Consider the following 25,252-nt stretch of genomic DNA (forward strand, 5'->3'; position numbering starts at 1 on the left):
TCGTGACTCTGCCCGCTCAGTTACTGAGTTTCAATTTGTTCAATGATCAACTCTTTGAGGGCGCGAACGTTGGGGCTAAAGGCATCTTTGCGCCAAATGAGCCAGGTTGCCGTCTCGGCAATATCGGGTGGCAGGTGATGCACTTTTACCCGCTCGTGACCGGGAAGTAGAGCCAATACCGAATGCGGGATCAGCGCCAACCCCGCGCCACTTGCCACACAAGCTAGCATGGCGTGGTAAGACTGGATTTCCATGATATGCCCAGGTAAACAGCCTGCCTGCCGGAACCAGCTTTCCAGTCGTAGCCGGTAAGAACAACTGGGGCGAAAGGCAAACAGAGTTTCATCCACGGCATCACGAGCTTGATTAATCGCTAGGTGATCCAGACAGGAAATGATAACTAACCGCTCCTCAAAAGAGCGGCAGCCGTGCAGTTCATCATGCTGTACCGGGCCATCGACCAATGCCGTCGCTAGTGTTCCGGCTCGGACTTGTTCAATAATTTCGCCGGATGTTCCTGTAGTCAGTGACAAAGAGACTTTGGGATAGCGCTGGTGATAAGCCGCGAGCAGGTTAGGCAGGCGAGTGGCAGCAGTGCTTTCCATTGAACCGAGTGGGAAATTACCAGCAGGTTCACCCGCATGAGTAATGCTCATGGCCTCTTCGCTCAGCGCCAAAATACGGTTGGCATAGCAAAGAAAATTATGACCCATGGGTGACAGGCGTAGGCGCTGCTTTTCACGAATAAACAGGTCTGCCCCCAACTCGATTTCAAGTTGGCGCAGGCGTGTCGTTAAATTTGATGGGACGCGGTGCATCTGCTCCGCTGCTCGGGCAACGGAGCCGGTTTCCGCTACGCAACAAAACATGCGCAGCTGGGTCAGATCCATAGATGTTCTCTTTTTGTGATGAACTTAGTGTGTATTATTCATTTTTTGTGATTCTAATGCTCTGGCATGATATTCGCAACTTTCTTTTAACCCACTGTCCGCGTAATGAGCTGGCAGCAATAGATGGATTGGACAGATGGCATTAAGAATTGCATTAAGTGGTTTTCTGGCATTAGTGGTGGCGATGGGAATTGGTCGCTTTGCTTTCACCCCCCAAGTGCCGCTGATGATTGCAGAGCATCAATTCAGCCTGACCGGAGCAGGGCTGGTTGCGGCGTTTAATTATCTGGGATATCTGTTTGGTGCTTTTGATGCCATGCGGGCCAGCCGCCATGTCGAACGCCGTTTGTGGTTAGGGGTTTGGGGGACGGTGGCGTTAACTCTGCTATCTGCTGTTGTCGACGGGCCGTGGTGGCATGGTGTGGTGCGTTTTGCTATTGGTTGGGCTAGCGGCTGGTCGATGGTGCTGGTTGCGGCCTGGACTAATGAACGATTAGCTCATTTTGGCCGCCCTGCATTGAGCGCCGCGGTTTTTGCCGGGCCGGGGGCTGGCATATTCATCAGCGGTATGTTGGCTGTGCTTATCCATAGTTATGGCTTATCGGCAAGTGAGGCCTGGCTGGTGTACGGTGTATTGGCGTTGGTTATTATTGCTGCTATTAGTATCAATTTACCGCGTAGTGGCGAGTTGCACCGCCCCCATGTTGCAGCGCTACCATTGACTTTAACGCCAGCACTGAAACGATTAGTGTGGAGCTATAGCCTCGCGGGATTTGGCTATATTTTACCCGCCACATTTTTATCGCAGATGGCAACCGCTCGCTTCCCTGAAAGCTTGTTTGCCCAGTTTGTCTGGCCTGTTTTCGGCGGCGCTGCGGTGATAGGTATTACCCTTGGTATTCTGACGCGCCATTGTTTGACATCACAAACTCGACTGGCATTAACCCTATGGGTGCAGGCCTTGGGGGTATTGTGTGCCGAGGTGGTGCCGGGAGTAAGCGGGCTGGTATTAGGTGCTTTACTCACCGGCGGCGGGTTCCTGAGTGTCGTCCAGCTTTCTTTGCAACATGGCCGTGAGTTGGCACCAGAACACACCCGTTACATGGCCGGTCTATTGACTACTGGTTATGCCATTGGGCAGTTGGTTGGCCCGATATTATCCGCAATTTCGACCGCATTAACTCACCGGTTGGAGCCAGCGTTATATGTTGCAATAGTGGCGCTGATTATTGCCGGCGCTTTGGTGATTAAAACGCCAGCCCGGGCGCGGGAAGCTGCCATCGAGCCAGATGCAACTGTTTCATCATGATAAAAAGAACCACTGGAGATGAATAACGATATTGAATATAAAAACAATCATCGAAGATTAAGAACAATCACTGGATAATCATTTTGCTCTCAACTAAAGTGGGGAGCAAAATCTGAACGTGATCTGCATCATGTTTATTCCGCTCAGATACGCACGCCTGTTGGAGAAAATAATGTCATCGCTGAGTAAAGAAGCTGAGCTGGTTCATGAAGCACTGCTGGCCCGTGGCCTTGAAACCCCATTGCGCAAACAAGAATTAGATGCCGAAACGCGCAAAACCCGGATTCAGGAACATATGACGCAAGTCATGCAATTGTTGAATCTTGATTTATCTGACGATAGCCTGGCCGATACACCAAGACGCATTGCCAAAATGTATGTTGATGAGATTTTCTCTGGATTGGATTATGAGAATTTCCCCAAAATTACCCTGATCGAAAATAAAATGAAGGTCGATGAAATGGTAACGGTGCGAGATATCACCCTGACCAGTACCTGCGAACATCATTTTGTGACGATTGATGGTAAAGCGACAGTGGCCTATATCCCGAAAGACAGTGTGATTGGTTTATCCAAAATTAACCGTATCGTGCAGTTTTTCGCCCAGCGGCCACAAGTACAAGAGCGACTGACACAGCAAATTCTGTTGGCGTTGCAGACCTTGTTAGGGACAAATAATGTCGCTGTCTCCATCGATGCAGTACATTATTGTGTGAAAGCTCGCGGGATCCGCGATGCGACCAGTGCGACCACCACTACATCATTGGGCGGGTTGTTCAAATCCAGCCAGAATACTCGTCAGGAGTTTCTGCGTGCTGTTCGTCACAACGGCTAATTAGCCTTTTGCCAGAGCGGGCACCAATGGGTGCCCCTATACAGGATGTCGGGTATGCGTCAACGCATCGCAACGTTAGACAGCGCGCGAGGTCTGGCCATTCTTGGCATTCTTCTGCTCAATATTAGTGCTTTCGGCCTTCCTAAGGCTGCTTATCTTAATCCCGCTTATCTTGGTCTTCCCTCAGTGTCTGATAGCTGGACATGGGCCATTCTTGATATTGTCGCGCAAGCCAAGTTTCTGTCTATTTTTGCTATCTTATTTGGTGCGGGTTTGGAGCTGTTGCTTAAACGCGGTAAAGGCTGGATACGGGCACGGCTTTCCCTCTTATTATTACTGGGATTGATTCATGGCATTTTCTTCTGGGATGGCGATATTCTCTTTGCCTATGGTTTGATTGGCCTGGTGTGCTGGCGAATGATTCGTGATGCCAAAGATGCCGCCAGCTTATTGCGCACCGGTGGCGTGCTTTATTTACTCGGCGTGGCGGTATTATTGCTGCTGGGGTTTGTCACCAGCGGGGAACCAGGCCGTTTCTGGCAGCCGGGGGCGGCTGATTTGCAATATGAGCAATTCTGGAAATTACAGGGCGGGGTTGATGCCTGGAAAAACCGGCTCGATCTGTTGTCATCCAATTTGATTGCTATCGGCGCGCAATATGGTTGGGAGCTGGCGGGTTCTATGCTATTTGGGGCCGGGCTGATGCGTTGTGGTTGGTTACGTGGCGAATTCAGTCTGCGTCATTACCGTTTGCTGGCCGCCTGTTTGATACCGCTTTCATTAGTTATTCAAATACCGAGTGTGGTACTGCAATGGAGGGTCGGATGGGATTTCCGTTGGACCGGTTTTTTGCTACAAGTGCCGCGTGAGCTTGGCGCGCCCTTGCAGGCAGTCGGCTATCTGGCCTTACTGTATGGCTTCTGGCCAACATTATCGCGCTGGCGAGTCAGCCATTGGCTGGCACAGGTTGGCCGCATGGCATTGAGCAATTATTTATTACAGACATTGCTATGTACTCTGATCTTCTATCACTTCGGCCTATACCAGCAGCTAGATCGCCTGCAATTGTTAGCTGTCGTTCCCTTCGTCTGGCTGTGTAATATTCTTTTCTCTCTGTTATGGCTGCATTATTTTGTCCAAGGGCCGGTTGAATGGCTGTGGCGCAAGTTGACTGCTTATGCTTGTGGACAATCGTTACAACCACGCAACACCCGATCCTGAATATATCTAAAACAGAATAATGATTGAGCAGTTGCAAATTTGTATGTAAACGTTTTCTTTCTTGTGACGTATTTCACGTGGCAATCTCAACAAACTGGGTAGGATAGGCCACCTGCCATGACAGATTGTGCTCAACGTATGCATGGCGACTTATTGACAAAATAAGACACAGGATAAGGTCATGGCCGCTTTGCATTCAGCTGGAAACAGTATAACTATTCGCGATGTGGCCTCACGGGCGGGCGTTTCGCTGGCTACAGTATCAAGAGTGCTGAATAACAGCGCCTCTATCCGACCAGAAACCCGAGCTGCGGTGCTGAAGGCGGTGTCAGAGCTGGGCTACCGCCCAAATGCCAATGCGCAGGCGCTGGCAACTCAAAGTAGTGATACGGTCGGTGTAGTGGTGATGGATGTGTCAGATCCCTTTTTTGGTGCATTGGTGAAAGCGGTAGACACTGTTGCTCAACGACATCAAAAATATTTGTTAATTGGCAATAGCTATCATCAGGCAGATAAAGAGCGGCACGCTATTGAAGTGTTACTGCGCCAGCGATGTAATGCTTTGGTCGTTCATGCTAAGGCCTTGAGTGACGGCGAGTTAATAGCCTTTTTAGAGCAAGTTCCAGGTATGGTTCTGATTAATCGGATTATTCCCGGATTTGAGCATCGTTGCGTTGGATTAGACAATGTTAGCGGTGCGCATATGGCATGCCGCCTGTTGCTCAAACAAGGCCATCAGCGTATTGGTTTCCTCGGTTCCAATCACCCTATAGATGATGTAATGCAGCGTCAGACTGGCTACCTCAATGCACTTGAGGGGGCCGGTATCACTGTACCTGATACCTGGCGCGCCTATGGCACCCCGGACTTAGCTGGGGGAGAACGCGCCATGATTGACCTGCTGGGGCGCAATTTGCAACTTAGTGCAGTATTTGCATATAACGACTCAATGGCTGCTGGAGCACTGGCGGTGCTAAAAGAAAACGGTATCAGTGTTCCTGAGCAGTTTTCACTGGTGGGTTTTGATGATATCCCGATCGCGCGTTATACCAGCCCTAAATTAACCACAGTCCGTTATCCTATTGTTTCTATGGCAACTTTAGCCACTGAACTGGCACTTGAAGGCGCGACTCGTGCGCCAGCCCCCCATGCGACCTATTGTTTTAATCCGACACTGGTACCCCGGCACTCGGTCGCAATTTGTGGTGTTGCTCACTAGTTCGGTATTTATTCTTGTGTAACCGTTTTCAATCTGTGAGAAAATTCACAGATTCTTAACAACGGCCCGTCTATGCTCTAGTTGTTTTCTACCTGAATGTATCAATATGTCATCGGTTACCGGATAAAAAAACACACGGTAGCGGGTTTGAGAATAGCGATTTACAAACACAAGTTCCGCAAACAACGAGTTTGTAAATGACATGGTTTTTGACGACTCAGGCAGCTTTTCGGAGTGGAGTGCGCTCAAGGACGAAAGATATTTGTGTCAGCTGCTTTGAACGATGGGGCTTTCTCACGTTAAGGCGATGGTGTTATCACCCTGTACTACCCTACATAAACCCGGAGATACAAATGAATAAGAAGGTTTTCACATTAGCGACTCTGGTTGCCAGCATGATGTTCGGCGCGGCGGCTCAAGCTGATACCCGTATTGGTGTCACTATTTATAAATATGATGACAACTTTATGTCCGTGGTCCGTAAAGCTATCGAGAAAGATGCTAAAGCATCTCCTGACGTTACCTTACTGATGAATGACTCGCAGAATGACCAATCCAAGCAAAATGATCAAATTGACGTGTTGCTGGCTAAAGGCGTAAAAGCGTTGGCAATCAACCTGGTTGACCCAGCTGCAGCGCCAGTGGTTATTGATAAAGCCCGCGCAAACGATATTCCAATCGTGTTCTATAACAAAGAGCCTTCACGCAAAGCGCTTGATAGCTATGACAAAGCTTACTATGTCGGTACTGACTCCAAAGAATCTGGTGTTATTCAGGGTGAGTTGATCGCCAAACATTGGAAAGCTAACCCAAATTGGGATTTGAACAAAGATGGCAAAATTCAGTTTGTATTGTTGAAAGGCGAGCCGGGCCACCCAGATGCTGAAGCCCGTACCACTTATGTCATTAAAACCCTCAATGAGAAAGACATCCCAACACAGCAGTTGCAGTTAGATACCGCAATGTGGGATACCGCACAGGCTAAAGATAAGATGGATGCCTGGTTATCTGGCCCTAACGCCAACAAAATTGAAGTGGTTATCGCTAACAACGATGCGATGGCAATGGGCGCAGTAGAAGCATTGAAAGCGCATAACAAAACCAGCATTCCAGTCTTTGGTGTTGATGCCTTACCTGAAGCGTTAGCTTTGGTTAAATCAGGTCAAATGGCCGGTACTGTTCTGAATGATGCGAATAATCAGGCTAAAGCGACCTTCGATCTGGCTAAAAATCTGGCCGATGGCAAACCTGCCGCTGAAGGCACTAAATGGAAAATCGACAACAAAATTGTACGTATTCCGTATGTAGGCGTTGATAAAGATAACCTGGCTGAATTTACTAAATAACAGTCGATATTTGTTAGATACCCAACAACAACGGGTAGGAAAGAAATATTAACCTTCTGGCCCCGGTACTTTAGCGGGCGTCGAGTGTCGGGGCTGAAGGTTTTCTGTTGCATTGATCCTTATTTTAGAGTGCGCGCTGACGGGCGGGAGTTTAACACCCAGCAATTCAGTGGCGATTCTTAGCCAGGTATAACTATGGCCGATATTAATACAGCACAACCTCGCGAGTGGTTGCTGGAAATGAGTAATATTAATAAATCATTTCCGGGCGTAAAGGCGTTAGATAACGTAAATCTTAAAGTGCGGCCAAATTCGATCCATGCGTTAATGGGAGAGAATGGTGCAGGTAAGTCAACGCTATTAAAATGTCTGTTTGGTATCTATAAAAAAGACTCCGGGAGTATTATCTTCCAGGGGCAAGAAATAGAATTTAAAAGTTCTAAAGAAGCATTAGAGCATGGTGTGTCGATGGTACATCAGGAGTTAAACCTGGTATTACAACGCACCGTAATGGATAACATGTGGCTGGGGCGTTACCCAACCAAAGGTTTCTTTGTCGATCAAGATAAAATGTACAAAGACACCAAAGCTATCTTCGATGAATTGGATATTGATATTGATCCACGCGATAAAGTTGCCACTTTATCGGTATCCCAAATGCAAATGATCGAGATTGCTAAAGCTTTTTCTTACAATGCAAAAATCGTTATTATGGATGAGCCAACTTCTTCATTAACAGAGAAAGAAGTTAATCATCTATTTACTATTATCCGCAAATTGAAAGAACGCGGCTGTGGAATTGTTTATATCTCTCACAAGATGGAAGAGATATTCCAGCTGTGTGATGAAATCACTATTTTGCGTGATGGTCAGTGGATTGCCACCCAGCCGCTGGAAGGGCTGACCATGGATCAAATAATCTCCATGATGGTTGGGCGCTCACTGAGTCAGCGTTTTCCTGATCGCCTCAACAAGCCGGGTGAAGTCATTCTGGAAGTGAAGAATTTGACCTCACTACGTCAGCCTTCAATCCGTGATATCTCCTTTGATCTGCATAAAGGTGAGATTCTGGGGATTGCTGGATTGGTCGGAGCTAAGCGCACCGATATTGTTGAAACATTATTTGGTATCCGCGAAAAAGTAGCTGGTACGATTAAATTGCATGGTAAGAGTATTAATAACCACAGCGCCAATGAAGCCATTAATCACGGTTTTGCATTAGTAACGGAAGAGCGCCGCTCAACCGGGATTTATGCTTATCTCGATGTAGGTTTTAATTCCCTGATTTCTAATATTCGTAACTATAAAAACAAATTTGGGCTGCTGGATAATACCCGCATGAAGAGCGATACCCAATGGGTTATCGATGCTATGCGAGTCAAAACGCCGGGTCATCGCACCAGTATTGGTTCTTTATCAGGTGGGAATCAGCAGAAAGTCATTATTGGCCGCTGGCTATTAACTCAACCAGAAATATTAATGTTGGATGAACCGACTCGAGGAATTGATGTCGGTGCTAAGTTTGAAATCTATCAGTTAATGACTGAACTAGCGAAGAAAGACAAAGGAATTATTATTATTTCCTCTGAAATGCCTGAGCTATTAGGGATCACTGACAGAATTTTGGTAATGAGTAATGGTCAAGTTGCGGGAATTGTTGAAACCAAACAAACCACGCAAAATGAAATATTACGTCTTGCATCCTTGCATCTCTAATCTAGTCGAAGGTTCTTATTATGAATGCGTTAAATAAGAAAAGCATGCTCACTTACCTTAAAGAGAGCGGGATTTACGTCGTATTATTCGTACTACTGGCAATAATTATTGTCAAGGACCCGACATTTTTAAGCCTGATGAACTTAAGTAATATTCTGACCCAATCTTCGGTGCGTATTATTATCGCGCTCGGTGTTGCGGGGCTGATTGTGACTCAAGGTACCGACCTGTCAGCGGGTCGTCAGGTGGGGTTAGCGGCGGTGGTTGCGGCAACGATGCTGCAAGCCATGGATAACGTTAATAAAGTTTTCCCAGATTTGCAGACTGTACCTATCCCAATCGTTATTTTAACCGTGTGTTTGATTGGCGCGATTATCGGTTTGGTCAACGGTATTATCATTGCTTATCTGAATGTGACACCATTTATTACCACATTGGGCACCATGATTATTGTTTACGGGATTAACTCCCTGTATTACGACTTCGTGGGTGCTTCACCGATTGCTGGTTTTGATCCTGCATTCTCAACCTTTGCACAAGGGTTCTTGCGGTTTGGTGATTTCAAACTCTCTTACATTACCTTCTATGCATTGATTGCTATCGGTTTTGTTTGGGTGCTGTGGAACAAAACGCGCTTTGGTAAAAATATTTTCGCCATCGGCGGTAACCCAGAGGCTGCTAAAGTTTCTGGTGTCAATGTGCCACTAAACTTAATCATGATTTATGCGCTGTCTGGTGTGTTCTACGCATTCGGCGGGATGTTAGAAGCCGGCCGTATCGGTAGTGCAACCAATAACCTGGGCTTTATGTATGAGTTAGATGCGATCGCCGCTTGCGTAGTGGGCGGGGTATCCTTCAGTGGTGGTGTTGGTACTGTTATCGGTGTTGTTACCGGGGTTATCATCTTTACCGTGATTAACTACGGGTTGACTTATATCGGTGTGAACCCCTACTGGCAGTACATTATTAAAGGTGCGATCATTATCTTTGCGGTAGCTCTGGATTCACTGAAATACGCCAAGAAAAAATAATCAGCCATTAGCAAGACAAGAAAGCCAGCCAGAGTCAAACTCGGCTGGCTTTTCTAACTGTCATATTCTTCGTCAAAATTGTCGAAAGACATCATCATATCCAGCACAGCTCAATGGGCCGGATTACGCAGATAAATAATCCAATAGGTCAGCCCTACTAATAATCCTCCACCAATAATATTACCGATCGTCACCGGAATAAGATTATCGATAATAAAATTGGACATGGTGAGGGAAGGGAATTGGTCTGGCCCTGAATTAATCGAATGCCAGAATTCAGGTGATGCAAAATCACGGATCACAATAGCTAATGGGATCAAAAACATATTGGCAATGCTGTGCTCAAATCCACTGGCAACAAACATACCAATAGGGAGTAGCATCACCACGATTTTGTCTGTCAAAGTATGGCCTGAATAACTCATCCATACCGCCAGGCAGACCATCAAGTTAGCCAGTATTCCCAAACACACCGCTTCTATAAAGGTATGGTGTAATTTATGGTCGGCTGTTTGCAGCACATTTAGTCCCCATAAATCATTCGCCGCAGTATGTTGACCGGCATACCAAATCAGAGCAACAAAAAACAATGCACCAATCAGATTACCGAAATAGACATTGATCCAATTAGTCATTAATTGTCGCCAACTGATCTTGCCACTGGCTTTGGCTACCACAATTAATACCGTGGAGGTGAACAAATCAGCACCACAGATAATCACCAGAATCAGGCCAAGGGAGAAACATAAACCGCCGACTAATTTTGCCAGCCCGTATGCTACACCTGCAGTACCGGTGGTTGCTGTTATGTAGAAGACAAAAGCAATGGAGATAAACACACCAGCGGTCATCGCTAAATAAAAAGTTGTTGCTGGATTTTTAGTGGCTTTATATATACCAACTTGCTCTGCAAGCTTTGCCATATCAACTGGAAGTCGCAGATCAAAGGGATTTTCAATACTCATTGATAACTCCTTGTTGCTTATTTTCTTGTTAAGAGAAGGGTAAGGAAGAATTAGATATTTATTTTAATAACAGGGATTTTATGCATTTTTCATACCATGAAGTTGACGGCATCTTTACAATGTGCTGGTGGGGTGAGGAACGAGATCAGGTATTTTATGCGAGGTTTTCAGTGAATATATAACCATTTCGCTATGCATTCATTTATACATCGATATGCTTATAGTAAATATCAAATAAAAAGTGTAGTAGTATATAACTATATGTTTTAATGCTCTTTTTTATGTAAATGAGACGTGATTTCAATAATAAGTCTTTACAGGTGAATATGCTAAAATAGTTTGTTAATCCAGATCAAGCTTATCGCGGGTTAATATATATTTGTTCATTTCAATACCTTAAAGTAGTTATCATCCATTTTTTGGGCTTAATTACTTTGGGTATATATGGATAGCGCAAAAAAACTACTCCGCCCCACATTGGCTCAAGTCTGGCAAGACACATTGTTCACGGTCTCGAAAAAGTTATTATTGCTGCGGGATATAACCGATTTAGTTAACGAACTCAGAAAACTCTCTTTTTCTGTCGTTCGTTTCCAGCGGGTCAATTTATTACTGCTTAACCCCCTGTATAACCAAATGACGCTCTATACCCACGATGATGTGTCTGACACTGTTGTGGCGTCGCAAAATGTTTTATTTGCCGAAGGCCCCGGTGGGCTGGCATGGCAGCAACAGACCCCTTTGCAAACTGACCATCTCCGTATGCAAAGGGAGTTTTCTGCTGTGGGTGATTTAGCACCGTATCAGGAATTACATGCTGGCTGCCATTTCCCTTTGGGCCATGATAACCATTGGTCAGGCTGTGTTGAGTTTATTAAAACCGATAATAGCCAGTTTGATGAGCAAGCTATTACCTTTCTGGGCTTATTGGCAGACGTAGTGGCCATCGCGGTCGACAATATTACTGAGATAAACTGGGCATTCTCCGAGCGCGAACGGTTGCGCTTTGAACGGGATCATTTCCGTATATTAGTGGATGTCACCAATACGGTTATTTCTAAACTGGAGTTGGATGTTTTAGCGGCGGAGGTCTCAAAAGAGATACACCGCTTTTTCAATATTGATTACATCAGTTTGGCAATATGCGGTACGCACAATGACAAAAATAAACTGAATGTTTTTTCTACTCGCTATCAGTCTGGTCAAGCGGTACAGCATCAACAAGCCTGGGTAGATATGACGGGCACATTAGCTGGGCAGGTTTTACACAGCCGGGAATTATTGCTCGTCAATCTGGCTGATATTGCTCTTTTGGCTCCGGATGATAAACAACTGGCAAGTATGCTGGATGCTGGCTTACAAGCAGTTTGCCTATTGCCACTATTTTTCGGTCATAAGATGCTGGGCGTATTGAAACTGGCACAATGTCAGAGTGATATTTTCACTGACAGTAACCTTAAACTGCTACGACAAATAGCTGCGCGAATTGCTATTGCAGTCGATAATGCCTTGGCTTACAACGAAATTACCCGCTTGAAAGATTCATTGGTCAACGAAAATCTCTATTTGACTGACCAGATTATTCATAATGAAGAGTTTGGTGAGATAGTGGGTCACAGCGCCGCTATTCAAGCGGTGCTGGAACAGGTTGAAATGGTGGCATCCAGTGACTGTACAGTATTGATTCTGGGGGAAACTGGCACCGGTAAAGAGTTAATTGCCCGTGCCATCCATAATTTAAGTACCCGTAAGAATAAACGTATGGTGAAAATGAACTGTGCGGCCATTCCCTCCGGTTTGATGGAGAGTGATCTGTTTGGTCATGAGAAGGGGGCTTATACTGGTGCCGCCTCACAGCGTATTGGTCGTTTTGAAATGGCGGATGGCGGTACGTTATTTCTCGATGAAGTTGGGGATATCCCTCTTGAATTGCAACCTAAGCTCCTGCGGGTTCTACAAGAGCGAGAAATAGAGCGGCTGGGGGGCAGTAAAATTATCCCAGTTGATGTTAGGTTGATTGCCGCGACTAACCGAGATTTAAAACTGATGATGGTAAATCGGGAATATCGCAGTGATCTCTATTATCGGCTTAATGTTTTTCCAATTGTGATCCCACCGTTGCGTGAACGTCCTGAAGATATCCCTTTGTTAGTGAAATTTTTCACTCAGAAAATAGCCAAACGCATGAACCGCACTATTGATACCATTCCGGGTGATACATTGCGTTTACTCAGCCGCCTACCTTGGCCGGGTAATATTCGCGAACTGGAAAATGTTATTGAGCGGGCGGTGATCCTCAGCCGTGGCACCACGCTAAATTTACAGTTACAAGAATTGGAATATCATTTATCGCCATTAGAAGTGGCGAAACCTGTATTGGAGCGAGTGGTTCACAAACCATTATTACCTGAGAGTGAAGAGCCAGAGTTTTCAGAATCTGAACGTGCGCGAATTATTCGGGTATTACGAGAAACCAATGGTGTAGTCGCCGGACCGAAAGGAGCCGCAATTAAGTTAGGGTTGAAACGCACTACTCTGTTATCCCGCATGCAGCGGTTAGGAATATCAGTAAAAAGTATCGAAGACGAAGATGGAATAGAGTAACTCATATAATCTTTTTCTTTGTTCTGATTTATATTCTATTTGCGTAAGCAGCAGAGTTGAACCAAGGGGAAACACGCCGTTGGGGTCGTCAGCGGCGTAAGCCGCCGAAGTGCCCCTAGGCGTGGTCAACCATTGGCCCACTGCACTTTATTCGATTCGCAGAACAGTAGCTGTCAATCGAGTAAGTACATGACGGTGGCGAGCACTGCGTAAACCCAGAATGGCAAAGCGCAGTAGCCGTTAACAGATCAAATCACTTCGGCTTCCCTACGTAACCGCGCCTTCAACTGGCTATACTCTTGCTGCACGTAATTTTCCGCCCAAGTTTGATCGGCAATGGCCTCCAATTTCACCGCACAATACTTATATTCTGGCGTCTTGGAAATAGGGTCCAGATGGTCCAGTGTCAGCTCATTACACGCGCCGATCCACCACTGATAAGTCATATATACCGCGCCGACATTGATGCGTTCACTGACTGACACCCGAGTAATAACCTTACCGCGCCGCGAGGCAACCCACACCAATTGTTGGTCCTGCAAGCGCATTTTATCTGCATCCTGCGGGCTGATTTGCACGTAACCCGGTTCATCGGCAAGTGTTTGTAATGCTGAACAGTTGCCGGTCATGGAGCGGCAGGAATAGTGGCCGACTTCACGCACGGTACACAGCACCAGCGGGTATTCTTCATCCACCTGTTCCATTGGCGCACGCCATTCGCTGGCAAACAACAACCCTTTGCCGCCGGGGCGGTCAAACTTATTACCCGCATATAACCACGGTGTGCCGGGGCTGTCTTCAGTAGTACAAGGCCAGGGAACATAGCCCAAACCGGCCATTTTTTCGTAAGTTGCGCCGTAATACAGCGGACATAGCTCGCGTAGTTCGTCCCAAATCTCTTTAGTATTGTTGTATTTCATCGGATAGCCGAGGGCTGTCGCCATTAGGCTGATAATTTCCCAATCCGGTTTGACGTCACCTTGGGGTTCTACTGCTTTCTCAAACCGTTGGAAACCCCGGTCGGCGGCAGAATAAACGCCTTCATGTTCGCCCCACGACGTTGCTGGGAAAATAACGTCGGCTTCGGCAGCGGTTTTGGTCATAAAGATGTCTTGTACAATCAGCAATTCCAATTCGCTGAATGCTTCGCGCATCATCGAAAGGTCCGGTTCGGTTTGCAACGGATCCTCGCCCATCACGTAGTTGGCTTTGATTTTGCCTTCTTTGACCTTGTGCGGAACGTCGGTCAGCGAGTAACCAATTTTGCCAGAGAGAGAAGGAACCCCCCAGGCTTTGGCAAACTTCTCCAGTGTCGCGGGGTCAGTCACGGCTTGATAACCGGGGTACATATTGGGCAATGCGCCCATGTCGCAGGCACCTTGCACATTATTTTGCCCACGCACCGGGCCAACACCAACATTTGGCCGGCCTAAATTGCCCGTCAGTAATGCCAATCCAGATAATCCCTTAACCACATCCACGCCCTGGCCCCACTGGGTAACACCCATGCCCCACAAAATGGTGGCAGAAGGTGCGGCAGCATAGATGCGCATCGCTTCACGAATGGTGTGTGCTGGCAGGCCGGTGATACTTTCGACATACTCCGGCGTGTATTTGGCAACAATTGCGCGATACTCGTCAAAACCTTCGGTATAACGCGAAACATAGTCTTTATCGTAGAGTTCTTCAGTAATAAGCACGTTGGCGAATGCATTCACCAGCGCCATATTGGAGCCATTTTTCAATGGTAGCCACAGATCGGCAATACGCGCAGTTTCGATATGGCGTGGATCGCAAACAATAACTTTAGCGCCTTTCTCTTTGGCTTTGAGAATGCGGCGGGCCACGATTGGGTGTGAATCAGCCGCGTTATAGCCAAACACCAAAATACACTTGGTATCTTCAATTTCGCAGATGGAATTACTCATCGCGCCGTTGCCCACAGTCACCTGCAAACCCGCGACTGACGGGCCGTGACACACGCGAGCACAGCAGTCAATGTTGTTACTGCCAGTGACTGCGCGGGCAAATTTTTGCATCACATAGTTGGTTTCATTGCCCGGCCCACGGGACGAACCGGTATGCATAATGGCTTCCGGGCCATATTTCTCTTTGATTGCCCGCAATTTACTGCTGGCGAACTCAATAGCTTCGTCCCAGGAAACCGCTTCCAGCTTGCCACCTTTTTGACGACGGATCATCGGCTGTTTTAAGCGTGGCGTCAGCAGCTTGGTATCATTGAGAAAATCCCAGCCATAATAGCCTTTCAGACAAAGCTCACCCTGATTGGTGACGCCATTTGCCCCTTCAGCGCCAACAACTTTGCCGTTTTCGACCAGTAAATTGATTTTGCAGCCGGAGCCGCAGTAAGGACATACCGTTAATGCTTTATACATTTTTAATCCCCTTGGCCTTTTAGGCTGACTAAAAGTTCATCTCGTTGGCTTCGTCCAGTGCGGCGCGCAGCTGTTTCTTGCGTAGCATGGCTTGCATGGTGTCACGACCAATCAGGTGCAGTGCCTGAGTGGGGCAAACCGAGATGCAGGCAGGCCCAGCGGCACGCCCTTCACATAAATCACACTTTTGCGCTTCAGCTTTCAGGCAAAAGCCCTGCGAGAGGCCGTTGAACATCACTTCAACCTGTTTGGTCACCACGTTCATGGCACCGTAGGGGCAGGCAACGACGCAGGTTTTGCAGCCAATGCATTTTTCCTGCAACACCTGAATGCTGTCTGCCGCCCGCACAATCGCGCCGTTCGGGCAAACATTGGCACAAGGCGCATCCTCACAGTGGCGGCACAGAATGGTGGTACTGACATTCATTCCTTTGACCACTTTCAACCGCGGGGCGAAATTGGCTTTAGTCAGGGTGTCCAGTTTGCCGCCATTGTGTGCCAGCACGCAGGCAACCTCACAGGTACGGCAGCCAATACACTTTTTTGGATCGGCGATGATGAACCGGTTCATTGTTTTCTCTCCTCCCCCTTCATCTTTCAAGTTGCAGGTGTGTTGGCTGCACTCGCTTGCCGCCTTCCTACACCTTGAAATCTATTGGGATAAATTGATAGATCTGGCAGATTCACGTTTAGAACAGCTAATCTGGCTCATTGCCCTACATACTGCATGGTTTATGCCAACTTGAAATGGTGGCGTAAAAGTGGATGAATATGATTGTTTTATAAAGGATTAGTGGATATTGATGCGGGAGGGAGTATTAACAGGAAACTGTCGGCAGGCATGACGTCGGCAAAATTGACGACGGCATGCCGTCATTTAGCTATAAATGTGCGAAACCGCCATCACCTTGCCAGTGTGGCAGTTGTTGATACACCGTTTCTACCGCCTGTTTTACTGGCTCGGTCATCGGAAAGTAGAACGCCACCAGGGTAGGTTGGATGCCGACGAAGATAACTTCGCTGATATCTTCCTTTAACTGATCAATCAGAAAATTGAGCGGTAAATTATGCGTGCTCATGATGAACATTTCGGCAATTCGCTCAGGATCAATGATGCGAATCTCACCCGGCGGCAGCTCCATATCGGCGGCATCAACAATAATCAGGCGGGTGGGCTGCAACGCGCGAATACGATGCACGACATTTTCCGGTGCCGAACCACCGTCGATAACGTGCCAGCCAGCTAATGGTTGCTCTGTCATACGCTCAGCCAGTAACGGGCCAGCGCCATCATCGCCCATCATGCTATTGCCGACGGTTAACACGATATTTGTGACTGGATATTGATGTTTCATGGGCGGCGCTTCACCATTAAATAAATTGCCGGTTCCTGCTCAATATCGTACAGGGTTTGCAGCAGTTGTTGGCTCCAGGGCTGATGCAATGAATCTGCATTCTGTGCCAGTGGCGCAAAGGCTTGGGCCAGCAATTGGGTATGGGTGCTGTCGATGGTGATTTCGCCAAATTTCAGCAAACCAGCCATTTTGCGGCGAGCTTTACCTTCGGGTAACTGACTGAACCACTGCTCATACTCAGCCAGTGGACATTCCATAATGGCTTTTAAGCAATCAATGACGCCGACATGGTGGCCGATAGCCAGTGAGTAATACATCACTTGTTGCGCCTGTTCGGGCATGTCTTCATCACTGTCGAGGAACTTCTGGTTCAGGGCATAAAAGATCACTTTAGGCATTAACATGCCCTCCCGCCAATTGCATCAGGGTTATCTGTTGCAGGTTGGCAAATATCTCACTTAAACGCGGATCATCTTGTTGCTGGAGGTAACTCTGGCAACGCTGTTCCAGTCCTTGCAGCGGTTGATTGACCAGCAGTGATAAGAAACTGTCGGTAATTTCTCGCCCGTGACGATAACCGGCCATACGGCGGGCCTCACGTTCTAATAATACCCGCAGAGTTAGCGGTGCATCAGGGTGAATAAGCGCCACGCGTTCATCGGCGGCTTCCTGGTGATCCTCACCTTTTAACTTTTGTTCCAGCAAGCCCAAAGCGACCGCAAAGCCATAAATGGTCGCTGCCGGGGTGGGAGGGCAGCCGGGGATATAAACATCAATCGGCACAATGGTGTCGCTACCGCCCCAGACACAATACAGGTCGTGGAAGATACCGCCGCCGCAACCACAAGCGCCATAAGAGACACAAATTTTGGGGTCAGGAGCGGATTCATAAGCACGTAAGGCCGGTGTGCGCATGGCGCGAGTGACGGCGCCGGTGAACAGTAAAATGTCCGCATGGCGTGGTGAGGCAACCACTTTGATGCCAAATCGCTCGGTGTCGAACAGCGGTGTAATTGAAGAGAAAATCTCAATTTCACAGCCATTGCAACCACCGCAGTCCACTCGATACACATAGGCCGAGCGTTTGATATCTTTCAGTAATTTGCCTTTTAACTGGGCGATAGAAGAGTCAAGTGCAGCGGGTTGGCTAACGTAATGGCCCCAAGCTGGTTTCAATGAATGTGGTTGGCTCATCAATTGCTCCCCCCTTCAAGGTGGTGATTCGGTATCATGCTGTTATTCATGGAAACATTATTTTTTATGGAGACATTGTCATTACCTATAATGTTCTGTTTGCGCTTACAGTCAGGACAGGTTTCAAAATGGGGGCGCTGTTGCTCGACATCATCAATACCCATCCCGGAATGAATCAACAGTGCCATGACGTAATCCACCTCTTTTTTCGGCGCAAAAGGCTTCTGGCACTGCTGGCAATGGGCGAGAGTAAAGGTGGCGCGCTGATATAAATCGGCTTTATTGAATACTGCCAGTTCAAACTCTTGTGATAACACAATGGCGCGGGTCGGGCAGACTTCTTCACAGCGGCCACAAAAAATGCAACGTCCGAGGAACAATTGCCACTGGCGAGTGCCCTTAGCAAGGTCGGTCTCCATCGTCAGCGCATTGGCGGGGCAGGCCATAGTGCAGGCGCCGCAGGCAATGCATTGCTCGGCATCATATTGTGGTTTGCCACGGAATCCGTGACTGACCTCAAGTGGCTTAAACGGATATTTCACCGTGGTATCGCCGACTTTCAGGATGGTTTTAAACAGTTTTAACATTCTTCATCCCTCTATTTGAGCGGCGAATGGGTGCGCTCAATGCCATAGCGTTCGATCTCTTTGTACGGCACGGTGACGGATTTCTGCTTGCGTACATCCACCAATGTCACCCGGTCAGTGCAGGAATAGCAGGGATCGAGGCTGCCGATAATCAATGGCGCATCAGAAACCGTATTGCCGCGCAGCATGTAGCGCAGCACCGGCCAATTGGCGTAAGTGGCGGCGCGGCAGCGCCAGCGGAACAGCTTCTGATTGTCGCCGGTCATGCTCCAGTGGACATCTTCGCCACGCGGCGCTTCCGAGAAACCAAGGGCAAACTTATACGGCTGATAGTGGACTTTCTCCTCCAGCAACGGCCCGCCCGGCATATGGTTTAGCCCGTACTCAATCATTACCAGCGAGTCGAAGAACTCCCGCACCCGCACCAACAGGCGCGAATGCACATCACAGCCATCAAGGCTAAACAGCTCTTTCGGGATATTGGCGTAGTTGGCGTAAGGGTGGTCGTGGCGCATATCGCGTGCATAGCCACTGGCGCGGATCATCGGGCCAACTGGGCTGAAATCACGAGCGATTTTGCGATCCAGCATGCCAACGCCCATTGTGCGCTGCTCGATATTGGCGGTGCTCATCAGCATATCCACCAGCTCGCTGATATCAGCGCGTATCTCTGAGACTAATTGCAGCGTTTTAATACGGTCGGCTTTCAGAATATCGCGCCGCACCCCACCAATCAGATTTAGGCCGTAGGTTTTTCGCGCGCCGGTAAGCATCTCGGCGATAGTCATGGCTTTTTCGCGCACTCGGAAGAACTGCATAAAACCGGTATCAAACCCGACAAAGTGGCAGGACAAACCGATATTGAGCAGATGGCTGTGTAGCCGTTCTACTTCCAGCAAAATGGTACGGATCATCTGCGCCCGCGGTGGCACGATAATGCCGAGCGCATTTTCAATCGATGAGGTATAAGCCACGCTGTGGGTGAAGCCGCAAATGCCACAGATGCGATCTGATAGGAAAGTGATGTCGTTGTAGCCCATGCGGGTTTCAGCCAGTTTTTCCATGCCACGATGGACATAAAACAGGCGGTAATCGGCGTCGATAATGTCTTCGCCGTCGACGAACAGCCGAAAGTGACCTGGCTCATCAGAAGTGATATGCATCGGGCCGATGGGCACCACCCGGCTGCTACTGCCCGCTTCGTTTTCAAACTGATAGGTTTCAGTGTTGCTGGTGGGAGTCGGGCGCTGGCGGTAATCCATGGTGTCTTTGCGCAGCGGATAGAGGTCGTCTGGCCAATCATCGGGCAACACTAAACGGCGCTCATCAGGCAAGCCAATAGGTTGTAGGCCATACATATCGCGCACTTCGCGCTCACCCCAGACGGCTGCCGGAACTCGTGGTGTCACGGACGGGAACTCGGGCCGTTCGGGGCTAATCAGCGCTTTGACAATTACCCAGCACTTATCGCCATACTTTTTACCCGTATCAATGCCGTATTGTTCGCGGCCTTCCATTGACAGCACATAGTAGATGGCAAAATAGCCATTCAAACTGCGCTCGTCATTACCAAATAGCACAGATAACCAACCACCTTGTTGATAATAAAGGTGTTCAACCACATCCGGCAGGCTGTTCAGTTTGATGGTTATCGTCAGTTGATCAGGGGTTTGCCACTCTTCATCAAGAATTACAGTTGGAAATTGTTCTCGCAGCTGGGCCACATAGGCGGCTCCCAGTTTTTCACCGCTGTGTGGCTGCCCTGAAACCGGCTGTTCTGAAACCAAAAGAGCTGAAGTAGGTGTTTCGTGAGTCACGTTACATCTCCTGACGAGTCGGGGTGAATGGCAGAGCGGCGTGCGTATCTGCGATGGATGGGGTCAATAGGGCCGGAGAAATGTCTTTTATTGGGCTGGGCAATTGCCATGGCAACATAAAGGGTGGTTGGATAGGGTCGCGGCTGTCGTTATTGAGGACAATCTGCGCCGCATCAGTCAGCAAGCGGGTCACTGGCGTGGGAATATGCACCCCGAGCAACAGCATCAGCAATAATAGAATCGCCATCGGCGCGGTAGTCAGAATACCCAGTTCACCTTTGCTTACCGCCGTCGGTGGGGTACCCAGCACCGTGCTGGCGATCATGCGTACCAACCCCGCCAGTACCAAAGTGAGCAGCAATAGCAACACAATAACTAAGGTGATATGGCCGGTTTTAATCGCTGCGGCGACCACCATAAATTCACTGATAAACACGTTAAATGGCGGCATTCCCGCCAACGCCAATGCGCCACCGGCCAGCATCACCGCAGTGAGCGGAGCCACACGGATAATGCCTTTGATAGCACCCATATCCCGCGTGCCATATTTCAGCAGCACATTGCCAGAACCGCAGAACAGTAAGGTTTTTGCCAGGCTGTGATTCATGGTGTGAAACAGTGCGGCTAATACACCCAGTGGGCCACCAATGCCTAAGGCCACGGCGATTAACCCCATGTTCTCTACACTGGAGTAAGCCAACAAACGTTTCATATCGCGCTGTGCCAGAATGAAGAATGCAGAGACGGCAACCGACATCATGCCGAACACCAACAGCAACATTTGTGGGAAATGTGGCCCGATGGCGGCACTGATAATGATGTAATAGCGAATGATCACCAGCAGGGCGCAGTTGAGTAATACCGCGGATAACAAGGCGCTGGTGGGGCTGGGGGCTTCGCTGTGAGCATCCGGCAGCCAGGAGTGCATTGGGAACAGCCCGGTTTTGGTACCAAAGCCAATCAGGATAAAGACAAATGCCAGATGCATCAGGCTAGGATCTAGCTCTTTGGCATGCTCGGCGACCACCGTCCAGAAGATAGCGCTGCCGGGGTCGGCCAGCACATTGGCAGCATTGGCATACACCAATACCGTGCCATACAGCCCGAACGCCACACCAACGGTACAGATAATAATGTACTTCCACGCCGCCTCCAGTGAGGAACGCTGGCCGTATAATCCCACCAAAAAGGCCGAACTGAGGGTGGTGGCTTCAATGCCAACCCACATCAGAATCAGGTTATTGCTGGTTACCACCAACAGCATGGTGAACAGGAACAGATGGAAAAAGCCGTAGTAATTACACAAGGTGCTGACAGTAATTTCACCGTTATTCACTTCATGGCGCATATAGCCAAGGGAGTAAAGGCCAGTGATAAAGCCGATAACGCCTAAAATAGCGAGGAACAGCGCACTGAGGCTGTCGATATGCAGCCAATGGTGAACCGCCAGAATTTCCCCGCCCACTGCCACCCGGCACACTACCGTCAATGCCACTATCAGCAGTAAACTGATGCCTGCAAAATGTACCCAGGTGGTTGCCATGCGGGCGGCACTCCCCAAGGCACGGCAAGCAAATGCCAGCAGCGAGGCTATCAGAGGTATCGCCAGCAGTAACAGCAGCAGGTCAGTATTGCTCATTTTATTACCCCTTTAGCGCTGTCAGTTGTTTAACATCCAGCGTATGCAGCGTGCGGTAAATTTTGCGCGCCATTAGCGTCATCACAATCACGGCGAAGATGGCATCAGTGGCAATACCTACCTCGACCAACTCCGGCGCGCGGAAAGCCAACAATGCCAACATCAGGTGCGCGCCGTTTTCCATCAGGCAGTAACCGAAGATGTTTTTCAGGATATTGCGTTGGGTGACGATACACAGCAGGCCAATCAGGAAGTGCCCAAGTGACACTGCCAATGCCGGTTTTAGCGCACTGACCATCGGCAATTGCACTGGCTCGACCACGAAGTAGCTCAATAAAATGATGATGGCGGCGATAAATATCAGGCCAGCGGTACCTACCACGCCGCCGTTGGCTTTAGGGTCTTCCATCTGGCGAAATGCGCGATACATAATCCACGGCACCAATATCACCTTGGTGATAAAAGCGGTCAGCGACCACATATACAGCTCGTGGGCGTGCAAGGTTTCGGCTAATACCAGGAAAATCAGCACCAAGACCAGTGACTGCAAAGCATAAAACAGCGCTGATGTGGCGGGTTTTTTCACGATAATCACCAGCAGCGAGGTAATGATCAGCAGGCCTGCCAGATTATTGACGACCAAATTGTTGACAATAAGTGTTCCGGTCATTTTTTACTCCCTTATCCGAGCCAGGCGACGGCAATAAAACTTGAACACACCGACATCACCACCAGCACTACCAGCACACCCTGCATGGCTAATGGCAGCGGCTTGGCACTGGCGACTTCTTCTGACGGCTTGCCTGGTACAGTTTGTCCGAACCAGTAGAGGAACCAGCCAAAGCTGGCAACCGATTCAATCAACGCCAGTACCAGCAGCGGTATCAGCAGCCAATGTTCATGAGAAAGTGAGAAACCGGCGGCAAAAATGGGGAATTTACTAAAGAAACCGTTAAATGGCGGTACCCCGGTGATGGCCAGTGCAGCCACACAGAATCCGACGCCCAGCAGTGGCATTTTGCCCATGATGCCTTTAAGTTTGGGCAACATACGGGTGCCGCAGCTGTAACTCAGCGCCCCGGCGACCAGGAAGAACAGGCTCTTGGCAAATGCGTGGTTGAAGATGTAGGCAATGCCGCCATCAAAGGCCAGTTTTGAGCCATAGATAGCCAACGACAGAGCGAAGAAGATGTAAGACAACTGGGTGATGGTGGAGTAGGCCAGTAGCCGCTTCATATCTTTTTGCGGCAGATACATAAAGAAACCGTAAATCAAAGTAATAACCGCCATCACCATACCGACAGTGCCGATAATCTGCGGCACATCACCGGCGGAGTAGATGGCGCGAGCGAAGATATAGACGCCGACTTTGACCATCGACGCGGCGTGCAGATAGGAACTGACTGGGGTCGGGGCCTCCATCGCATCCGGTAACCAGATATGCAGTGGTAACTGGGCCGATTTCCCCCAGGCGGCAAACAGGATGCCACCGAATACAATGACTTTGGTGGTGTGGTCCAGTTGCGCCAGTGCCGTTAAAGCAAAGGTGCCGGTATTGACCAGTAGCACTGCTGCCGCCAAATACAGGCCGATGGCTGCCACATGGGTAACCAGCAAGGCTTTTAGCGCCGAGCGCAGTGACTTCTGGCTCTGGTAGTAACCAATCAACCCCCACGAACAGCCGCCGGTAATTTCAAAGAAGAACAGCTGTCCCAGCAGGGTGGATGATAAGACAAGCCCTGCCATAGCGCCAATGAATACCAATAGCAGCGCATAGTAGCGGTTGGTGCCTTCGTGCGGGTGCTCGCGATTACCTAATGTCAGATAGCCGGTGGAATAGATACTGACCAGCAAGCCGAGGAATACCACGGCGAAAGCAATTAAGGTGCTGATGCGGTCGATGGTCAGACCGAACAGTGCCATATCACCGTAATGAATCAGATCAAAAGTGACATCAACCTTGCCGCCACTCAGATAGACATAAGCCAGCAGAATGGTGCCGAGGGTGGCCAGCAGTGAGAAGAAAGTACAAGACCATTTCGCCCATTGCTGTGGCAAACAGGCGGTGAGAATGGCACCGGCAAACGGCAACAGAATCGTTACAAGGGCGATGTTTATCAGGACTGAATTTATAAGAGCCAGGTTATCCATGATGGGTTTATTAGCTCCTTAAAGGCCGGTGAGATAGAAAACCAGAGACAAGGCAGCGACGCCAAACCCCAGCCAGGTAACACGGGAGGTCAACAGGAAGCGCCCACGGGCAATACTGTTTTCCACGATGGAGGCCAGTACAAATACCACCACCAATTTAATAACACAGGCCACCAGCGCCCACAGCAAGCCCGGCCCACTCAGTACCGCCAGCTTGCCAAACGGGATAAATACGCCGAGGAAAAGCTGCGCCACCACTACCTGTTTCAGGCTTATGCCCCATTTGACCAAGCCCAGTGACGCACCGGAGTATTCGGTCAGTGGCCCTTCCTGTAGCTCTTGTTCCGCTTCAGCGACATCGAACGGAATTTTGCCCATTTCGATAAACACGGCGAAACCGCAGGCCAACAGCGCCAGAGCCGTTGCGGTCGGTGACTGCCAGTGCCCTTGAGATAAGGTAGTACTGATGGTGCCGATATTGGTTGAGCCAGCAATCAGCCCCACCACCAGCAGTGAAAGGATTAGTGTCGGTTCAACCAACACCCCCAGCGTCAACTCGCGGCTGGCACCGATACCGGCGAAGATACTGCCGCTATCCAGACCTGCCAGTGAGAAGAAGAAGCGAAACAGCGCGAACAGATACAGCAGAGCTATCAGGTCGCCTGCCACGCCAAAGGGGGAGGCCAGCGTGAAAATGGGTAACGTCATAGCAATCAATAACATGCTGCCCAGCAGTACATAGGGCATCAACCGGAAAATAATCCCAGCATTGGCCGGTGCCACATCCTGACGTTTCAGTAGCTTGGCTAAATCTCGATACTCTTGCAGGATGCCCGGCCCACGGCGCGAGTGCATTCTGGCTCTTACCATGCGCGAAATCCCCGCCATCAGCGGTGCCAGCGCCAGCATCACCAGCGCCTGCCCGATGGCGAAAGCAATCATAGAGAGCGCAGGCATATCAGTAGTTGGCATTGCTC

At 49.0% G+C, this 25,252-nt stretch carries 21 protein-coding genes; 8 read left to right on the forward strand and 13 right to left on the reverse strand.

From position 1 onward, the window contains the following. Positions 1–20 precede the first annotated feature (20 nt). Positions 21–890 (reverse strand): putrescine utilization regulator PtrR, encoded by an 870-nt coding sequence (gene ptrR / locus FGL26_RS01445; protein WP_005168253.1) that lies wholly within the window; start codon positions 888–890, stop codon positions 21–23. Between the two features lie 136 nt (positions 891–1,026). Here ptrR and FGL26_RS01450 point away from each other — a divergent pair, with 136 nt between their 5' ends. The 7 genes from FGL26_RS01450 (at position 1,027) to mglC (ending at position 9,567) form a co-directional block, all read left to right on the forward strand. Further along, complete coding sequence (locus tag FGL26_RS01450; RefSeq protein WP_005168254.1) at positions 1,027–2,199, forward strand: YbfB/YjiJ family MFS transporter; 1,173 nt, start codon at positions 1,027–1,029, stop codon at positions 2,197–2,199. A 172-nt stretch (positions 2,200–2,371) separates the two neighbouring features. After that, a complete protein-coding gene (gene folE, locus FGL26_RS01455; RefSeq protein ID WP_004709152.1) occupies positions 2,372–3,034 on the forward strand; it encodes a GTP cyclohydrolase I FolE in 663 nt (220 codons plus the stop codon). Between the two features lie 54 nt (positions 3,035–3,088). Continuing rightward, complete coding sequence (yeiB, locus tag FGL26_RS01460) at positions 3,089–4,255, forward strand: DUF418 domain-containing protein YeiB (protein ID WP_005168255.1); 1,167 nt, start codon at positions 3,089–3,091, stop codon at positions 4,253–4,255. Between the two features lie 181 nt (positions 4,256–4,436). Then, positions 4,437–5,474: an HTH-type transcriptional regulator GalS gene (galS, locus tag FGL26_RS01465; protein WP_005168256.1), complete on the forward strand. Its 1,038-nt coding sequence runs from the start codon at positions 4,437–4,439 to the stop codon at positions 5,472–5,474. Between the two features lie 353 nt (positions 5,475–5,827). Continuing rightward, positions 5,828–6,820: a galactose/glucose ABC transporter substrate-binding protein MglB gene (gene mglB / locus FGL26_RS01470; protein WP_005168257.1), complete on the forward strand. Its 993-nt coding sequence runs from the start codon at positions 5,828–5,830 to the stop codon at positions 6,818–6,820. Positions 6,821–7,015: 195 nt separating this feature from the next. Continuing rightward, a complete protein-coding gene (gene mglA, locus FGL26_RS01475; RefSeq protein WP_005162291.1) occupies positions 7,016–8,536 on the forward strand; it encodes a galactose/methyl galactoside ABC transporter ATP-binding protein MglA in 1,521 nt (506 codons plus the stop codon). A gap of 20 nt (positions 8,537–8,556) precedes the next feature. Further along, on the forward strand, positions 8,557–9,567 hold the full coding sequence (mglC, locus tag FGL26_RS01480) for a galactose/methyl galactoside ABC transporter permease MglC (protein ID WP_004388732.1): 1,011 nt from the start codon (positions 8,557–8,559) through the stop codon (positions 9,565–9,567). 110 nt (positions 9,568–9,677) lie between these two features. Here the strand turns inward: mglC and focA are convergent, their stop codons facing one another. Then, positions 9,678–10,532 (reverse strand): formate transporter FocA, encoded by an 855-nt coding sequence (gene focA, locus FGL26_RS01485; protein WP_005168258.1) that lies wholly within the window; start codon positions 10,530–10,532, stop codon positions 9,678–9,680. 444 nt (positions 10,533–10,976) lie between these two features. Between focA and flhA the strand changes: the two genes are divergently transcribed. Further along, positions 10,977–13,136, forward strand: coding sequence for a formate hydrogenlyase transcriptional activator FlhA (gene flhA / locus FGL26_RS01490; RefSeq protein WP_005168259.1), 2,160 nt, complete (start codon positions 10,977–10,979; stop codon positions 13,134–13,136). Positions 13,137–13,384: 248 nt separating this feature from the next. Here flhA and fdhF read toward each other — a convergent pair whose 3' ends face one another. The 11 genes from fdhF to FGL26_RS01545 all read right to left on the reverse strand — a co-directional run bounded on the left by fdhF (position 13,385) and on the right by FGL26_RS01545 (position 25,247). Further along, positions 13,385–15,532: a formate dehydrogenase subunit alpha gene (gene fdhF / locus FGL26_RS01495; RefSeq protein WP_005168261.1), complete on the reverse strand. Its 2,148-nt coding sequence runs from the start codon at positions 15,530–15,532 to the stop codon at positions 13,385–13,387. Positions 15,533–15,560: 28 nt separating this feature from the next. Next, positions 15,561–16,103, reverse strand: coding sequence for a 4Fe-4S binding protein (locus tag FGL26_RS01500; protein WP_005168263.1), 543 nt, complete (start codon positions 16,101–16,103; stop codon positions 15,561–15,563). A gap of 310 nt (positions 16,104–16,413) precedes the next feature. Further along, entirely contained in the window at positions 16,414–16,887 is a 474-nt protein-coding gene (hycI, locus tag FGL26_RS01505) for a hydrogenase maturation peptidase HycI (RefSeq protein WP_005168265.1), read from the reverse strand. Beyond that, positions 16,884–17,285 (reverse strand): formate hydrogenlyase maturation HycH family protein, encoded by a 402-nt coding sequence (locus FGL26_RS01510; protein ID WP_005168267.1) that lies wholly within the window; start codon positions 17,283–17,285, stop codon positions 16,884–16,886. Before FGL26_RS01510 ends, hycI begins: the two co-directional genes overlap by 4 nt. Further along, positions 17,278–18,081, reverse strand: coding sequence for an NADH-quinone oxidoreductase subunit B family protein (locus tag FGL26_RS01515; protein ID WP_005168270.1), 804 nt, complete (start codon positions 18,079–18,081; stop codon positions 17,278–17,280). The genes FGL26_RS01510 and FGL26_RS01515 overlap by 8 nt, the downstream gene beginning before the upstream one ends. Then, positions 18,081–18,668 (reverse strand): hydrogenase 4 subunit H, encoded by a 588-nt coding sequence (hyfH, locus tag FGL26_RS01520; protein WP_005168275.1) that lies wholly within the window; start codon positions 18,666–18,668, stop codon positions 18,081–18,083. Before hyfH ends, FGL26_RS01515 begins: the two co-directional genes overlap by 1 nt. A gap of 11 nt (positions 18,669–18,679) precedes the next feature. Next, positions 18,680–20,485, reverse strand: a complete 1,806-nt coding sequence (locus tag FGL26_RS01525; RefSeq protein WP_005168278.1) for a hydrogenase large subunit — start codon at positions 20,483–20,485, stop codon at positions 18,680–18,682. A 1-nt stretch (position 20,486) separates the two neighbouring features. Beyond that, positions 20,487–22,124, reverse strand: coding sequence for a hydrogenase 4 subunit F (locus tag FGL26_RS01530; RefSeq protein WP_005168279.1), 1,638 nt, complete (start codon positions 22,122–22,124; stop codon positions 20,487–20,489). A 4-nt stretch (positions 22,125–22,128) separates the two neighbouring features. Further along, positions 22,129–22,794, reverse strand: coding sequence for a hydrogenase 4 membrane subunit (gene hyfE, locus FGL26_RS01535; RefSeq protein ID WP_005168280.1), 666 nt, complete (start codon positions 22,792–22,794; stop codon positions 22,129–22,131). Between the two features lie 11 nt (positions 22,795–22,805). After that, positions 22,806–24,275 carry a hydrogenase 4 subunit D gene (locus tag FGL26_RS01540; protein ID WP_005168281.1) on the reverse strand — a complete coding sequence of 490 codons (1,470 nt, stop codon included), beginning with the start codon at positions 24,273–24,275 and terminating at the stop codon, positions 22,806–22,808. An 18-nt stretch (positions 24,276–24,293) separates the two neighbouring features. Then, on the reverse strand, positions 24,294–25,247 hold the full coding sequence (locus FGL26_RS01545) for a respiratory chain complex I subunit 1 family protein (protein WP_005168282.1): 954 nt from the start codon (positions 25,245–25,247) through the stop codon (positions 24,294–24,296). Positions 25,248–25,252: the final 5 nt, after the last annotated feature.

The sequence above is a fragment of the Yersinia enterocolitica subsp. enterocolitica genome (genome assembly GCF_901472495.1).
GTDB lineage: Bacteria > Pseudomonadota > Gammaproteobacteria > Enterobacterales > Enterobacteriaceae > Yersinia > Yersinia enterocolitica.

Excerpts from the sequence above, each read along its gene's own strand:
- ptrR (WP_005168253.1), bottom strand. The coding sequence starts at position 890 with ATGGATCTGACCCAGCTGCGCATGTTTTGTTGCGTAGCGGAAACCGGC.
- FGL26_RS01450 (WP_005168254.1), top strand. The coding sequence starts at position 1,027 with ATGGCATTAAGAATTGCATTAAGTGGTTTTCTGGCATTAGTGGTGGCG.
- folE (WP_004709152.1), top strand. The coding sequence starts at position 2,372 with ATGTCATCGCTGAGTAAAGAAGCTGAGCTGGTTCATGAAGCACTGCTG.
- yeiB (WP_005168255.1), top strand. The coding sequence starts at position 3,089 with ATGCGTCAACGCATCGCAACGTTAGACAGCGCGCGAGGTCTGGCCATT.
- galS (WP_005168256.1), top strand. The coding sequence starts at position 4,437 with ATGGCCGCTTTGCATTCAGCTGGAAACAGTATAACTATTCGCGATGTG.
- mglB (WP_005168257.1), top strand. The coding sequence starts at position 5,828 with ATGAATAAGAAGGTTTTCACATTAGCGACTCTGGTTGCCAGCATGATG.
- mglA (WP_005162291.1), top strand. The coding sequence starts at position 7,016 with ATGGCCGATATTAATACAGCACAACCTCGCGAGTGGTTGCTGGAAATG.
- mglC (WP_004388732.1), top strand. The coding sequence starts at position 8,557 with ATGAATGCGTTAAATAAGAAAAGCATGCTCACTTACCTTAAAGAGAGC.
- focA (WP_005168258.1), bottom strand. The coding sequence starts at position 10,532 with ATGAGTATTGAAAATCCCTTTGATCTGCGACTTCCAGTTGATATGGCA.
- flhA (WP_005168259.1), top strand. The coding sequence starts at position 10,977 with ATGGATAGCGCAAAAAAACTACTCCGCCCCACATTGGCTCAAGTCTGG.
- fdhF (WP_005168261.1), bottom strand. The coding sequence starts at position 15,532 with ATGTATAAAGCATTAACGGTATGTCCTTACTGCGGCTCCGGCTGCAAA.
- FGL26_RS01500 (WP_005168263.1), bottom strand. The coding sequence starts at position 16,103 with ATGAACCGGTTCATCATCGCCGATCCAAAAAAGTGTATTGGCTGCCGT.
- hycI (WP_005168265.1), bottom strand. The coding sequence starts at position 16,887 with ATGAAACATCAATATCCAGTCACAAATATCGTGTTAACCGTCGGCAAT.
- FGL26_RS01510 (WP_005168267.1), bottom strand. The coding sequence starts at position 17,285 with ATGCCTAAAGTGATCTTTTATGCCCTGAACCAGAAGTTCCTCGACAGT.
- FGL26_RS01515 (WP_005168270.1), bottom strand. The coding sequence starts at position 18,081 with ATGAGCCAACCACATTCATTGAAACCAGCTTGGGGCCATTACGTTAGC.
- hyfH (WP_005168275.1), bottom strand. The coding sequence starts at position 18,668 with ATGTTAAAACTGTTTAAAACCATCCTGAAAGTCGGCGATACCACGGTG.
- FGL26_RS01530 (WP_005168279.1), bottom strand. The coding sequence starts at position 22,124 with ATGAGCAATACTGACCTGCTGCTGTTACTGCTGGCGATACCTCTGATA.
- hyfE (WP_005168280.1), bottom strand. The coding sequence starts at position 22,794 with ATGACCGGAACACTTATTGTCAACAATTTGGTCGTCAATAATCTGGCA.
- FGL26_RS01540 (WP_005168281.1), bottom strand. The coding sequence starts at position 24,275 with ATGGATAACCTGGCTCTTATAAATTCAGTCCTGATAAACATCGCCCTT.
- FGL26_RS01545 (WP_005168282.1), bottom strand. The coding sequence starts at position 25,247 with ATGCCAACTACTGATATGCCTGCGCTCTCTATGATTGCTTTCGCCATC.